The sequence below is a fragment of the Haematobacter sp. genome (genome assembly GCF_032102465.1).
Taxonomy (GTDB): domain Bacteria; phylum Pseudomonadota; class Alphaproteobacteria; order Rhodobacterales; family Rhodobacteraceae; genus Haematobacter.
Map to the genome: position 1 here is coordinate 185949 of NZ_DAMDHB010000001.1, position 14018 is coordinate 199966.

Annotated in this window: 13 protein-coding genes; 6 read left to right on the forward strand and 7 right to left on the reverse strand. The window is 65.0% G+C overall.

Annotation, left to right across the window (positions count from 1 at the left end; genetic code table 11):
• Positions 1–103: 103 nt before the first annotated feature.
• Together hemA and RT513_RS00910 are read right to left on the reverse strand one after the other, a co-directional pair.
• On the reverse strand, positions 104–1327 hold the full coding sequence (hemA, locus tag RT513_RS00905; protein ID WP_290689545.1) for a 5-aminolevulinate synthase: 1224 nt from the start codon (positions 1325–1327) through the stop codon (positions 104–106).
• Between the two features lie 160 nt (positions 1328–1487).
• Positions 1488–2066, reverse strand: coding sequence for a 5-aminolevulic acid synthase (locus RT513_RS00910; RefSeq protein ID WP_290689546.1), 579 nt, complete (start codon positions 2064–2066; stop codon positions 1488–1490).
• Positions 2067–2164: 98 nt separating this feature from the next.
• Between RT513_RS00910 and RT513_RS00915 the strand changes: the two genes are divergently transcribed.
• A complete protein-coding gene (locus tag RT513_RS00915) occupies positions 2165–3547 on the forward strand; it encodes a M20/M25/M40 family metallo-hydrolase (RefSeq protein ID WP_290689547.1) in 1383 nt (460 codons plus the stop codon).
• A gap of 53 nt (positions 3548–3600) precedes the next feature.
• Here RT513_RS00915 and mazG read toward each other — a convergent pair whose 3' ends face one another.
• The gene (gene mazG / locus RT513_RS00920) at positions 3601–4425 is read right to left on the reverse strand and encodes a nucleoside triphosphate pyrophosphohydrolase (RefSeq protein ID WP_088213872.1); all 825 of its coding nucleotides are present in this window, start codon (positions 4423–4425) and stop codon (positions 3601–3603) included.
• Positions 4426–4479: 54 nt separating this feature from the next.
• Complete coding sequence (locus RT513_RS00925) at positions 4480–7257, reverse strand: glutamine-synthetase adenylyltransferase (protein WP_290689549.1); 2778 nt, start codon at positions 7255–7257, stop codon at positions 4480–4482.
• Between the two features lie 93 nt (positions 7258–7350).
• Between RT513_RS00925 and RT513_RS00930 the strand changes: the two genes are divergently transcribed.
• The 4 genes from RT513_RS00930 (at position 7351) to RT513_RS00945 (ending at position 9944) form a co-directional block, all read left to right on the forward strand.
• Positions 7351–7821, forward strand: a complete 471-nt coding sequence (locus RT513_RS00930; protein ID WP_290689550.1) for a YbaK/EbsC family protein — start codon at positions 7351–7353, stop codon at positions 7819–7821.
• Positions 7822–7936: 115 nt separating this feature from the next.
• Positions 7937–8359, forward strand: a complete 423-nt coding sequence (locus RT513_RS00935; protein WP_088213875.1) for a DUF2852 domain-containing protein — start codon at positions 7937–7939, stop codon at positions 8357–8359.
• Positions 8360–8469: 110 nt separating this feature from the next.
• Complete coding sequence (locus tag RT513_RS00940) at positions 8470–8934, forward strand: RDD family protein (RefSeq protein WP_290689551.1); 465 nt, start codon at positions 8470–8472, stop codon at positions 8932–8934.
• A gap of 173 nt (positions 8935–9107) precedes the next feature.
• On the forward strand, positions 9108–9944 hold the full coding sequence (locus RT513_RS00945) for an arginyltransferase (RefSeq protein WP_088213876.1): 837 nt from the start codon (positions 9108–9110) through the stop codon (positions 9942–9944).
• A gap of 10 nt (positions 9945–9954) precedes the next feature.
• Here the strand turns inward: RT513_RS00945 and RT513_RS00950 are convergent, their stop codons facing one another.
• The gene (locus tag RT513_RS00950) at positions 9955–11481 is read right to left on the reverse strand and encodes a helicase HerA-like domain-containing protein (protein WP_290689553.1); all 1527 of its coding nucleotides are present in this window, start codon (positions 11479–11481) and stop codon (positions 9955–9957) included.
• Positions 11482–11839: 358 nt separating this feature from the next.
• On the opposite strand from RT513_RS00950, the gene RT513_RS00955 reads away from it, so the two are divergent.
• Complete coding sequence (locus tag RT513_RS00955; protein WP_088213878.1) at positions 11840–12475, forward strand: invasion associated locus B family protein; 636 nt, start codon at positions 11840–11842, stop codon at positions 12473–12475.
• A gap of 65 nt (positions 12476–12540) precedes the next feature.
• Here RT513_RS00955 and RT513_RS00960 read toward each other — a convergent pair whose 3' ends face one another.
• Together RT513_RS00960 and RT513_RS00965 are read right to left on the reverse strand one after the other, a co-directional pair.
• Entirely contained in the window at positions 12541–13749 is a 1209-nt protein-coding gene (locus RT513_RS00960; protein ID WP_290689554.1) for a beta-ketoacyl-[acyl-carrier-protein] synthase family protein, read from the reverse strand.
• A complete protein-coding gene (locus RT513_RS00965; protein WP_088213880.1) occupies positions 13746–14015 on the reverse strand; it encodes a phosphopantetheine-binding protein in 270 nt (89 codons plus the stop codon). The genes RT513_RS00960 and RT513_RS00965 overlap by 4 nt, the downstream gene beginning before the upstream one ends.
• Positions 14016–14018: the final 3 nt, after the last annotated feature.

The following is a 14018-nucleotide window of genomic DNA, read 5'->3' on the forward strand; positions in this document are numbered from 1 at the left end:
CTAAAACCTGCTGCCCCAGGTCGATTCGCCTCGCACAGGATGACTTCGACCTTTTGATTATCTCTTAACACAGGACAAGGGGTTTTGCATTAAGGGAACATCTTCAGGCAGAAAGTTCGGCGCGATTCAGCGCGCAATGGGACCAGAGCGCATCCATCGCACGAACAAGCTGATCCATATCCGCCGCGGAATGGACCGGGGATGGCGTGAAGCGCAGCCGCTCCGTCCCGCGTGGAACGGTGGGGAAGTTGATTGGCTGAACGTAAATGCCGAAATCCTCCAGCAGATGATCCGACAGCATCTTGCAGTGCCGCGGATCGCCGACCAGCACCGGCACGATGTGGGAGCCGTTGTCCATCACCGGCATGCCCAGCCCGCGCAGGCGCAGCTTCAGCGCCGCCGCTTTCGCCTGATGGAGATCGCGCCGTGCCTGATCGCCCTTCAGGTGCCGCACGGAAGCCGCGGCCCCCGCCGCGACGACGGGGGGCAGCGAAGTGGTGAAGATGAACCCCGGCGCATAGGACCGCACCGCGTCGGCCATCTTCGCAGAGGTCGCGATATACCCGCCAAAGACGCCGAAAGCCTTGCCGAGAGTGCCGTTGATGATGTCGATCCGATGCGCGAGCCCGTCACGCTCCGTCACGCCGCCGCCGCGGCGGCCATACATGCCGACCGCATGGACCTCATCGATATAGGTCAGCGCGCCGAATTCCTCCGCCAGATCACAGATCTCGCCGATAGGACCGAAGTCGCCATCCATCGAATAGACGGATTCAAAGGCGATCAGGACGGGCCGCCCCTTCTCGACCTTCTCCAGCAACGCACGCAGATGGGCCAGATCATTATGACGGAACACGTGACGCTCGCACCGGGCATTGCGGATGCCCTGGATCATGGAGGCATGGTTCAGCTCGTCCGACAGGATGACCAGGCCCGGAAACAGCGTGGAAAGCGTGGAAAGCGTCGTGTCGTTGGCCACATAGGCAGAGGAGAATACCAGCGCCGCTTCCTTGCCGTGCAGATCGGCAAGCTCGGCTTCCAGCATTCGGTGATAGACCGTGGATCCCGAGATGTTGCGTGTGCCGCCCGAACCCGCCCCGGTCTCCTCAAGCGCCGCATGCATCGCATCCAGCACGGCGGGATGTTCCCCCATGCCGAGGTAGTCGTTGCCGCACCAAACGGTGATATCCTTCTTCGACCCGTCCGGCCGCGTCCAGACCGCTTTCGGGAACTGACCCTTCCGACGCTCGATGTCGATGAAGGTCCGGTAGCGGCCTTCGGTGTGCAGATGGCCGAGGGCTTCGTCGAGGGCCAGTTCGTAATTCATCCGTCGCTCCCTGGCGGCTTGCTTGGGCAGGGCGGCCGGGGCCGCCCGTCTCTTTCTCAGAACGATCCGGGTGCGCCGGACCGTCTTCCACCAAAATCCCCGACTCGCCTCCTGTCAACCGCCGGTGGCTTGCCGGCGGCCAGACTTTGGTCGGAGAGGCTCAATCTGCCAGAAGCACGCGGCAGTCCCCCGCACCGCCTTTTGCGGCACAGTCCTGAACGGCCTTTTCGCGCGCTCCGGCTCCGGTTGCAATGGCCCAGTGCCCGGTCTCAAGCGACCCGGCCAGCGCCTTCGGCGCCTTGGCGGGCAGATAATCCTGTTCGAATCCCGCCGTCGCATCGGTGGAAAGCTGTACCGGCCGACCCTTCGTCCAGCCCACTGGAAGGATGTCTCCCACAAGGACGCAGGGCTTCGAACCCTTCTTGCGCCGCGCGTTGCAGGCGGCCAGCGCGGCCTCCCGCGCAGGCTCGACCGCGTGATAATTCGCAGCGGCGAAGGTCGCTTCCGACATCAACCCTTCGTCCGGCGACAAGGCCACCGCACCATAATATTTCTGCGTGGCAGCAACTTGCTCCAACACCTTGATGTCGCTGGAAGAAAGGAAAGGTTGCGCGCCGATGGACGCCTGAGCCCCTTTCGGGGAGAACAGCGCCCCCTTTGCGACCGCGCCATCCACCGGCCCTGCCGCAGCAGCACCGGCAACGAGCGTCAGGGCCGCCGCCGTGATCCAGATCCGCATCCGCCTTCTCCATCCTTGGGGAAACTCTGCCGGGGTCGTCTCTGGACAGGGCTGATATGCCTGATAGGCTCCGTCCGCAATCGGAAGGAGATACTCCCATGTCACTCGATCAGGACAGGCTGGACGAGGTGCTCGCCCGCGTGGACGCGCAGTTGCCGGATTCGCTCGACCGCCTCATGGAGCTGCTGCGCATCCCGTCGATCTCCACCGACCCGGCCTTCGCGGGCGATTGCAACCGCGCGGCGGACTGGCTGGTGGATGAGTTGACAGCGATCGGCTTCGAGGCGTCCAAGCGGTCCACGCCCAAGCATCCCATGGTCGTGGCGCATTCGGGGAGCACAGGTCCGCACCTGCTGTTCTACGGTCATTACGACGTGCAACCCGTTGATCCGCTGAACCTGTGGGACAGGGATCCCTTCGACCCCCAGCTTGAGGATACGCCTGCAGGCAAGGTTATCCGCGGGCGCGGTTCGGCGGATGACAAGGGGCAGCTCATGACCTTTGTCGAGGCCTGCCGCGCCTGGAAGGCGGTGACGGGAACGCTGCCGGGTCGCCTGACGATCTTCTTCGAGGGGGAGGAGGAATCCGGCTCCCCCTCTCTCGTTCCGTTCATGAAGGAGAACGCGGAGGAGCTGAAGGCGGACATCGCGCTCATCTGCGACACGGGCATGTTCGGCGACACGCCCGCCATCGTGACCCAGCTTCGCGGGCTGGTCGGGCAGGAGGTGATCCTGACCGGCGCGGACAAGGATCTCCACTCCGGCTCCTTCGGCGGTATCGCGATCAACCCGATCCGGGTTCTGGCGGGTATCATCGCCGGACTGCATGACGAAAGCGGCAGCATCACCCTGCCCGGCTTCTATGACGGCGTGCCGGAACTGTCGGACGAGATGCGGGCCCAGTGGCAGCGGCTCGCCTTCGACAGTGCGGACTTTCTGGGACAGGTCGGCCTGTCGGTGCCCGCGGGCGAGACGGACCGAACCCCGCTGGAGATGATCTGGTCCCGCCCCACCTGCGAGGTCAACGGCATCTCCGGCGGTTACGAAGGCGCCGGTTTCAAGACGGTCCTGCCGTCAAAGGCCTCCGCCAAGATCAGCTTCCGTCTGGTCGGCACGCAGGATCCGAAGAAGATCGCAGCGGCGTTTCAGGATTACGTCCGCTCCCGCCTTCCAGCGGATGTGAAGGTGGAGTTCAAGGATCACTCCGCCTCTGCCGCGAGCCAGGTGCAGATCTCCAACCCCGCGTTCGAGAAGGCGCGCCGTGCCCTGTCGGACGAATGGGAAATCCCTGCCGCCTATATCGGCGCGGGCGGGTCCATTCCGATTGCGGGATATTTCCAGCACATCCTGCACACCGATCCAATGCTCATCGGCTTTGGCAAGGATGACGACCAGATCCATTCGCCGAATGAGAAATATGACCTTGAGAGCTATCACAAGGGCATCAGAAGCTGGGTGAGAATACTTTCAGCCCTTACCTGACAGGAACTTACGTGGCGAAGGTGAAGTCGCACCTCACCTTCGCCAATCCGATGCTACGATTTTTCCGCGCGTTTGGCTTCGGTCCAGAGGGCTTCCATCTCCTCCAGCGTCGCGTCCTCCGGGCGGCGGCCGTCGCGCGCGAGGCCCGCCTCTATCGCGGCGAAGCGCCGGGTGAACTTGGCATTCGCCGCCCGCAGCGCCGCCTCCGGGTCCACCTTCAGGTGACGGGCGAGATTGGCCATGACGAAGAGCAGGTCGCCGAACTCCTCCTCCACCTCACGCTGGCCGAGTTCGGCCCGCGCCTCCACCAGCTCGCGCGATTCCTCCGCCAGCTTCGCCAGAACGTCCTCCGCCGATGTCCAGTCGAAGCCGACGCGGGCCGCGCGCTTTTGCAGCTTCACCGCGCGGAGCAGCGCAGGCAGGCCGAGTGCCACACCGTCCAGCACCCCCGTCTCCGCACGGGCGCTGCGTTCGGCGGCCTTCACGCGCTCCCATTCAACGGTCTGGGCATCCGCCGTCCTTTCCGGGTCGGGCGTGTCGAAGACATGCGGATGGCGGGCGACCATCTTGTCAGCGATGGATGTCACCACGTCGCCGAAATCGAAAAGACCCCGCTCCCCGGCCATCTGCGCATGAAACACGGATTGAAAGAGCAGATCCCCCAGCTCTCCCTTCAACTCCCCCCACGCCTGCCGTTCGATCGCATCGGCGACCTCGTAGGCTTCCTCTATGGTATAAGGGGCGATGGTGGCGAAATCCTGCTCCAGATCCCAGGCACAGCCCGTCTCCGGGTCGCGCAGCCGCCGCATGATTTCCAGCAGTCGCGGCATGCCCCCTTTCGGGTCTGCCACCAGCCGGTTGCTCGCTTCACGGTCCATCCTGACCCTCCGGTAACGCTGATGCACCGGGCATAGCCAGAACGGCAGGGCCTCTCAACCCAGCACGCGATCGGCAACGGCAGCGGCCTCCGCCGCCCGATGCTGAAGCTCCCCTGCCAGCGCCTCCAGCGATTCGGCGCCGGTTTCGCGCAGCAGGAATTCCATCCCGCCGGCTCCGACGGTCGTCGGATCAAGCGGCCCGTCCGTCAGCAGCCGCGCCGCCGCGACCAGCCGCCAGCACAGCCGGTAGGAGGCGAGCACCGCCTCCGCCTCGTCCCGCGACAGAACGCCGGTGCGCCGTCCGGCAAGGACCTGCGTTTCCACCCGCCGCGCCGGATCACCGGCAAGCAGGGCGCAGGTCTGGGCCAGAAGCTCCATGTCCTGCAACCGCCCCCGGCCGAGCTTCCCGTCCCACATGCTGCCGGGCTTGGCTTCCTGCAACCGGATACGCATGGCCTGCACATCGGCCCGCACGGTCTCGCCGCCCGACTTCTCCACCAGCAGCTCCCGGCGGAAGTTCTCGACATCCAGCGCCAGTTCCTCCGCGCCCGCCAGAACGCGGGCGCGGGTCTGGGCGAGGTGTTCCCATGTCCATGCCTCCGTCCGCTGATAGTCGCGGAAGGCGCCGAGGGAGGTCGCGACAGGCCCCGCCCGCCCGGACGGGCGAAGCCGCATGTCCACCTCGTAGAGATGCCCCTCCGCCGTGGGCGCGGAATGCGCGGTGAGCAGCGCCTGCGTCAGGCGGGCGTAGTAGGTGCGGGCGGCAAGCGGCTTCGGCCCCTCCGACATCTCCACCCCCGCCGCGTCATAAATGACGATAAGGTCGAGATCGGAGGCCGCATTGAGCCGCCCCGCGCCGAGGGAACCCATGCCCATCAGGACAGCCCCCCTGCCCGGCATCGGGCCGTGGCGGCGGGCGAATTCCGCCGTTCCGAACTCCCAGACGGCCGAAACGACCGCCTCCGCCAGTTCGGCGTATTGCCGCCCCGATTCAAAGGCGTCGATCAGGGCGCGAAGGTGATGAACGCCGATGCGGAAATGCCATTCCTTCATCCAGCGGCGGGCGGCATCCAGCTGCCGCTCATAGTCGGTCTCCGTGCCCACCCGCGCCACCAGATCCGCGCGGAGCGCCGCCACCCCCGGCCAGGGAGAGAAGAAGCTGCCGCCGATCACCGCGTCCAGTACCGTCGCGTTCCTCGAAAGGTATGCCGCCAGACGCGGGGCCGTCGCGCAGATGTCCACGATCAGATCGACCAGCGTCGGATTCGCCTCAAAGAGGGAGAAGACCTGAACCCCGGCGGGCAGACCCCGCAGGAAACCGTCGAACCGGCCCAACGCCTCCTCGGGATGGGCGGCCCGCTGCATGCGGGAGAGGATCTCGGGCCGAATCCGGGCGAAAAGCTCACGCGCGCGGGTGGAGCGGAGGGCAGGATAGGCAGGCCAGCCATCCACGACCGCTTGCGCCTGCGGGCTGAGGGCGGGGCCGCTCGCCGGGGCGGAAGGGGTGAAGAAATCGCCCGTCAGGTCCACAACCTCGTTCAGCCGGGCGGAGAGTCCCGCCCGAAATTCTTCCGTATCGCCCGATCCGCAGAAGCGGGCCAGCCGGTCGAACCCCTCCGCCGTGGCGGGCAGATCATGGGTCTGCGCGTCGTTGATCATCTGGAGCCGGTGCTCCACTTCCCGGTGATCGCGATAGAGCGCGCACAGCCGGTCGGCCGCCGTCTCCGGTATCCAGCCTTTCGCGGCCAGTGCGGCCAGCGCGGCTTCCGTGCCGCGCACACGCAGATCCGGGTCACGCCCCCCGGCGATGAGCTGGCGCGTCTGGGCAAAGAACTCGATCTCCCGGATGCCACCCGTCCCGAGCTTCAGGTTCCGCCCCTCCAGCGCCAGCGGCCCGCCGAGGCCCCGGTGATCCCGGATGCGCTGGCGCATCTCCTGAATGTCCTGCACCGCCGCGAAGTCGAGGCTCTTGCGCCAGACGAAGGGCCGAAGCGCCTCCAGATACCGCTCGCCTGCCGCGATGTCGCCGGCGCAGGGGCGGGCCTTGATATGGGCCGCCCGCTCCCATGTGCGGCCCACGCTTTCGTAATATCCCAGCGCCGCTCCGGCAGAGATGCAGACCGGCGTCACCGAGGCATCCGGGCGGAGCCTGAGGTCGGTGCGGAACACGTAGCCGTCCTGTGTGGCATCGGAAAGCAGCGAGGTCATCCGACGTGTGGCGCGGATGAAGGCCATGCGCGCCTCCGCCGCCTCGGCGCCGGGGAAGCGGTCATCGTCGAACAGACATATGAGGTCGATATCGGAGGAATAATTGAGTTCCCCCGCCCCGGTCTTCCCCATGGCGAGCACGAACATGCCCGCGCCCGAGGCCTCGTCGCCCGGCGTGGCGCCCGGAATGCGGCCCCGGCGGATCTCGTCCGCCACGGCGCTGCGGACCGAGGCCTGCACGGCATGGTCGGAAAGCGCGGTGAGCGCGCCCGTGACTTCGGCGAGCGTCCAGACACCGCCCAGATCGCACAGCGCAACCAGCAGGGCCACCCGCCGTTTCGCTTGCCGCAACGCCGCCGCCAGCCCCGCTCCACCCGCAATGCCCGCGGCTTCGACGGCGGAAAGTTCTGCCGCCAGCACTTCCTCCGGCTCCGCAGGGGCGACCGTGTCGAACCAGAGGGCCTCCCGCTTTAGCAATCCCGCCAGGTAGGGACTGCACCCCGCCGTGCCTTCGATCAGGCGGGACAGCGGTTCCGGCAGGCCCGCGAAACCGGCGGCCACATCAGCTCCGCGATCAGGGTCATAGGGCAAGGGGAAGCGGGTTATGCGGTCGGCGATGCTCATGGCGCGAAGGTGCTTCGGCAACCGGTCCGGGTCAACCGGCTTGTGGGAGCGGGGAGGAGCCGCGATAGTCGCGCGACAAGAAGGGAGACAGTCATGAGCAAGAGCCTCGCACGGGTGGTGGCCGCCCTCGAAGCCGCCGGAGTGGCGACGGAGGTCAAGGAGATGGCGGCGGAGACGCGCACCGCCGAACAGGCCGCTGCCGCCGCTGGCTGCACACCGGACCAGATCGCCAAATCGATCATCTTCCGGGGCGAGGAAAGCGGTGAGGTGCTGCTGTTCCTGACCGCCGGCGGCAACCGGGTATCGGATGAGAAAGCCTCCTCTCTGGCCGGTGAGCCGCTGGGCAAGGCCGATGCCGCGCTGATCCGGGAGCGGACGGGTTTCGCCATCGGCGGCGTCTCGCCCGTCGGGCATCTGCTGCCGGTGCGGAGCTTCCTCGACCCCCGCCTGATGGAGTTCGAGCAGGTCTGGGCCGCTGCCGGCACGCCCCGCCACATCTTCGCCATCAACCCGGAGGTACTGGCGCAGGTCACGGGAGCGGAAATCGCGGATTTCGTCTTTTGACGGCAGCGTGAAGAGCTGAATGTAAATTAGTTTCACATTCCTCTTGACCGGGCGGGGCGGAGTGACGATCTTTCCCAATGTGAAAAGCCTTCACATCAAGACAGGAGACCCGAAGATGACGGCAATCACCGCTTGGCCCTCCGCGGCCGGGGACTGGCTCGACCAACGGGGCAAGGGTGCGTGGATCGCCGCGATGATCCTCGGCTTCATCCTGTTCTGGCCCGCGGGCCTTGCCCTTCTCGCTTACATGATATGGAGCAAACGCATGTTCAGATGTTCTGGCGCCGACAATTTCCGTGAGCGTATCCGCGAAAAGCATGCGGCCTATCGCTATGGCTTCCGCACCTCGGGCAATACGGCGTTCGACGCCTACAAGGCAGATACCCTGCGCCGGCTCGAGGATGAGCAGAAAGCGTTCGAGGACTTCCTCGCCCGCCTGCGCGAGGCCAAGGACAAGTCCGAGTTCGACCAGTTCATGGACGAACGCGCCCGTGTCGCCCGCGCCCCGCGCGAGGATGAGCAGAACGAGAACGTCTGAGCCTCTTTTCCCACCGGGCGGGAATACCCAGATGAAGGTCGTCCGCGACCTTCATCGCACGGCCCTTCCTGCGGCCCCACCCCATAACCGGAGCCATTGACGAGATGACCATGACCAGCACCGACGACACCTTCTTCGCGCGGGGCCTTCCCGACCCGGCGACAGAGGGCGCCTTCTACCGCGACGTGGCCGTCAAGCGCTTCATCGCCTGGGGTGTCGATGTGGCAATCATCGCGCTCATCACGGCGATCATTGTGCCGCTCACTGCCTTCACGGCGCTCTTCTATCTCGTCGGGCTTTATATGGTGGTGGCCTTTCTCTACCGCTGGATCGGGCTGACACGTAAATCCGCGACAATCGGGCAGCGACTCGTTTCTCTGGAGTTTCGCACCTTCCGCGGCGAACGGCTCGATGCGTTGACGGCGTTTCTGCACGTGCTCGGCTATACAGTGTCATGGAGCTTCGGCCTTCCGCAGCTCATCTCCATCGCCACGATGTTGATAACACCCAAGGGCCAGAGCCTTACGGACATGCTGCTCGGCACTGCGGCGATCAACAGGGCCGCCCGCTTCTGACCTCTCCCCCCAAAGACTGTCGCAAGATGGTCATGAAGGCCCTTGGCGATTGCCGGGGGCCTTGTTAACGTTGGAACAAGGCCCATATCAGACCAGTTCAGCTACCGGCGGATGCCGACGCCAGCACTCCCTCCCCCTGACGCTTGCCGAGCCAGCCGACGATGGACAAATAGATGCGCCACACGCTTCCGATCGTTCCGCAGTTCTATGTCACTGCCCCGCAACCCTGCCCGTATCTGGACGGCAGGATGGAGCGCAAGTTGTTCACTGCGCTGCAAGGGGATCAGGCGGAACGCCTGAACGACGCTTTGTCGAAACAGGGCTTCCGCCGCTCGCAGAACGTGCTTTACCGCCCCTCCTGTACAGAATGCTCCGCCTGCTACTCCGCGCGGATCAGGGTCGCTGACTTCACCCCGTCGAAAAGCCAGAAGCGCGCGCTCCGCCGCAACGCCGACCTGCGCCGGGAGGCCACGAGCCCCTGGGCCACGGAGGAGCAGTTCGCCCTGTTCCGCCGTTATCTCGACAGTCGTCATTCGGATGGCGGTATGGCGGATATGGACGTGCTGGAATTCGCCGCAATGATCGAGGAGACGCCGATCCGCTCCCGGCTGGTGGAGTATTCCGCCGATCCCGAGCCGGGCGAGCGTCGCCGCAGGCTCACCGCCGTCTGCCTGACCGACATCCTCGATGACGGGGTGTCGATGGTCTATTCCTTCTACGAACCGGCGCGGATCTCCGATTCGCTGGGGACTTACGTGATTCTCGACCATGTGGAGATCGCGCGGGAGGCGGGTCTTCCCTATGTCTATCTGGGCTACTGGGTGCCCGGCAGCCGGAAGATGGGCTACAAGGCTAACTTCGACGCGCTCGAGGTCTATATCGGCGGCCGCTGGCAGCCCATCGGTGATCCCGAAGATTACAGCAGTGATACCCACCCGCTCTCTGTCGATCCGATCGCAGAGCAGGTGGCCAAGATCAGCCTGCCTGATACCCGGCCCACCCGCGGCTAGCGCGCGCTCTTCAGCGCCCCTTGAACAGCCCTCCCAGAATGCCCCGCACCAACGCCTGCCCCGAGCGTCCGCCCAGTTGGCGCGCAAAGGATTTCGCAAAGGCCTCCACGACGGAATCGCTATTGCTCCGCCGCGGCGCGGGAGAGGGCTTCCGCCCCTGTCCCGCGGTCGAGCCGCCATACCGCTGGCCCGAATTGAACTCCCGATCCTCTTGCGGGGCGGGAGCCTCCGCCGCCTTGGCGGAGCGCGCCGCCAGAATTTCAGCCGCGGATTCCCGGTCGATGAGGCGGTCGTATTTACCCGCAACCGGCGAAGCGGCCAGCACCTCCGCCCTTTCCCCGTCCGTGATCGCGCCCAGACGGGAAACCGGCGGGCGGATCAACGTCCGTTCCACCATCCCCGGCGCGCCCTTCGCCTCCAGAAAGGAGGTGACGGCCTCGCCCGTGGCGACTTCCTTGATCGCGCTTTCGGTGTCGAAGCGCGGGTTGGGACGGTAGGTCTCCGCCGCGCGGCGCAGGGCCTTCTGATCGCGGGCGGTGAAAGCGCGAAGCGCGTGCTGCACCCTGTTGCCAAGCTGACCGAGGATCGTCTCCGGCACGTCGTCGGGGTTCTGCGTGATGAAATAGACGCCGACGCCCTTGGACCGGATCAGGCGCGACACCTGCTCCACCTTGGCCACAAGCGCCTTGGGCGCACCGTCGAACAGCAGATGCGCCTCGTCGAAGAAGAACACGAGCCGGGGTTTGTCAGGGTCGCCGATCTCGGGCAGTTCCTCGAACAATTCAGAGAGCAGCCACAGCAGGAAGGTCGCGTAGAGCCGCGGCGAGTTCATGAGCTGATCCGCCGCCAATATGTTGATCCGCCCCCGACCGTCCGGTGCGGTCGTCATCAGATCCGCCAGCTGAAGGGCCGGTTCCCCGAACAGTTTGGTCCCGCCCTCATTGTCCAGCACCAACAGACGCCGCTGGATCGCTCCGACGGAGGCCGTGGTGACATTGCCGTAGCGACCGGAAATCTCCGTTGCATTCTCGGACAGGAACTGAAGCATCGCCTTCAGGTCGGCGAGATCGAGCAGCGCCAGTCCCTCATCGTCCGAGATACGGAAGGCGATGTTCAGCACCCCCTCCTGCGCCTCGGTGAGGTCGAGCAGCCGCGACAGCAGCAATGGTCCCATCTCCGCCACGGTCGTGCGGATAGGGTGCCCCTTCCGGCCGAAAATATCCCAGAAGGTCACGGGATAGCCGCGGTAGTGGAAATCGCTGTAGCCGATTTGCGCGGCGCGGGCGGTGAACGCGGCATGTGTGGGCGCGTCCTCCCGCCCCGGAAAGGCGATGCCGGAAAGATCACCCTTCACATCGGCCATGATGACGGGAACGCCCGCATCGGAAAATCCTTCGGCAAGGATCTGGAGCGTGACCGTCTTGCCCGTTCCCGTCGCGCCTGCGATCAGACCGTGACGGTTGCCGTACTTCAGAAGAAGGCTCTGGGGCTGGTCATGCTCCTCCCCCCCGCCACCGACGAAGATCGCATCGCTCATTGCCGCTTCTCCCGCTGCCTGCCGCGAGCCTACCGGGTTCGCGCGTTACTTCAACACTCGTCAGCGGGGGTGTATTTCATCTTTGTGGAGGAGCTGTGCATTGAGCGTATATTTTATGCATATGCTTCAAATCCGTCACCTGATCATCATGAAGCCGTTGACGCTACCCGGCCGAATTCGTAGCTTCAGTTGCAATAAGTCGGCCGAGGTCCGACAGGGAAAAGGAGAGGGGTTCCTGCGGGAGCCCCTTTTCTTTCATAAACAACACCGTGCGAAGCCCGCCGATATCCCGATTTTTCCTGACAGACCGCTCTGCCCGTGGTAGATCGCGCTGATCGAGCCAGTAACGGAACGTCTCATGTCGAACTTGCCCAAGCGCCTTGCCCTTGCCGCAGCCGTGGCGCTAGCCCCGGCGATCGTCTTCGCGCAGGACACGGCGACCCAGCCGCAAACCCCCGCTCCTGCCGCACCGGCTCCGGCGCAGCAAGCCGCGCCCAGCAACCAACTGGTGACCGGCGCAGAGAATGCCGCTGTCAACCAGCCCTATATCGCCGCGACGCATGGCGACTGGCAGATGCGCTGCGTCAAGACGGAGAACGGCAAGGATCCCTGCCAACTCTACCAGCTTCTGAAGGATGAGCAGGGCAACAATGTGGCCGAATTTAGCCTGTTCGCGCTGCCTCCGGGCCAGCAGGCCGCCGCAGGCGCGACGATCATCACGCCGCTGGAAACGCTCCTGACCCAGCAGGTCAGCTTCCAGATCGACAGCGCCCCGGTGAAGCACTATCCCTTCGGCTGGTGCGCACCCGTCGGCTGCATCGCGCGGGTGGGTTTCACCTCTGCCGAAGTCGATGCGCTGAAAAAAGGCAATGCCGCGATGATGACCATCGTCCCCGTCGCCGCGCCCGACCACAAGGTCAATCTGAAAGTGTCGCTGAAGGGCTTTACCGCCGGCTATGACGCGGTGAGCAAGGCAAATGCCGACAATCAGTGATCGGCCCCCGATCCGCTGATCCGCGGGCGCCTTCGGGCGCCCGTCCCATTCAGACCTGCCGCATTTCAGACCCGCCGCAGCGCCAGAACGGCATTCATGCCCCCGAAAGCGAAGGCGTTGGACAGCACCACATCCACCTGTGCATCACGCGCGACATTCGGCACCACGTCGAGCGCGCATTCCGGGTCCGGCTCTTCATAGCCGATCGTCGGGGCGATGATGCCGTCGCGCAGCGCCATGATGCAGGCCAGCAGTTCCACGGCGCCCGTGCCGCCGATAAGGTGGCCGTGCATGGACTTGGTGGAGGAGATCATCAGCCGATCCGCGTGATGGCCAAAGACATCGGCAACCGCTGCGCATTCCGTCTTGTCATTCGCCGCCGTTCCAGTGCCATGGGCGTTGATGTAGCCCACCTCCTCCGGGTTCAGCCGCGCATCGCGCAGCGCACCCAGCATCGCGCGTTCCGCACCGTGCTTGGAGGGCATGACAATATCCGCAGCGTCGGACGTCATTGAAAATCCGATAACTTCTGCAAGAATATCCGCACCCCGCAGGCGCGCGTGCTCATAGTCTTCAAAGACGAAGACAGCCGCGCCCTCCCCCTGCACCATGCCGCTGCGGTTGGCGGAGAACGGGCGGCAGGCGTCCTTCGACATCACGCGCAACCCCTCCCATGCCTTGATGCCGCCGAAGCACAGCATGGATTCCGACCCTCCCGTGACGATGGCGCGCGCGGCACCGGAGCGGATCATCCAGAATGCCGTGCCCATCGCATGGTTGGAGGATGCACAGGCCGTGGCGACCGTGAACGACGGTCCCTTCAGGTTCCATTCCATCGATACATGGGCGGCGGCTGCGTTGTTCATCAGTTTCGGTACGACGAAGGGATGAACGCGGTTCTTCCCCTCCTCATAGACGGCCCGGTAATTCTCGTCCCAGGTGTTCACACCCCCGCCGGCAGTGCCGAGGATGACACCGGCTTCATGGGAAAGCTGCCCCTCGAACACCAGCCCGGACTGCCCTATGGCCTGCTTTGCCGCGAGCAGCGTGAACTGGGTGAAGCGGTCATAGAGCGCTATCTGCTGGCGATTGAAGATCGTCTCGGGATCCCAGTCGTGCACCTGCCCGCCGATACGGATGGACAACCGCTCCTGGTCCCGGAGGGAAAGCGGGCCGATGCCCGAACGTCCCTCCCGAAAGGCCCCCAGCGTCTGGGCGACATCATGGCCGAGCGCGTTGATCGTTCCCGCCCCGGTGATCGCGACGCGGTTCATGCAGTCTTCTGCGTGCGAACCAGCTCCCGCACTGCCGCAACCACGGAAGCGACGGAGGAGATATCGAATTCACTGGAGGCCGGATCATTCGCGTTGAAGGGAACGGAGATATCGAACGCTTCTTCTATGGCGAAGATGGCCTCAACCAGCCCAAGGCTGTCGATCCCCAGGTCAGCGGGCGAACTTTCCAGCGCGACCTCCGAGGGCGCCAGCACCGCCTGTTCTGCAAGGATAGCGACGACCGTATCCTGAACATTGTCAGACATGCG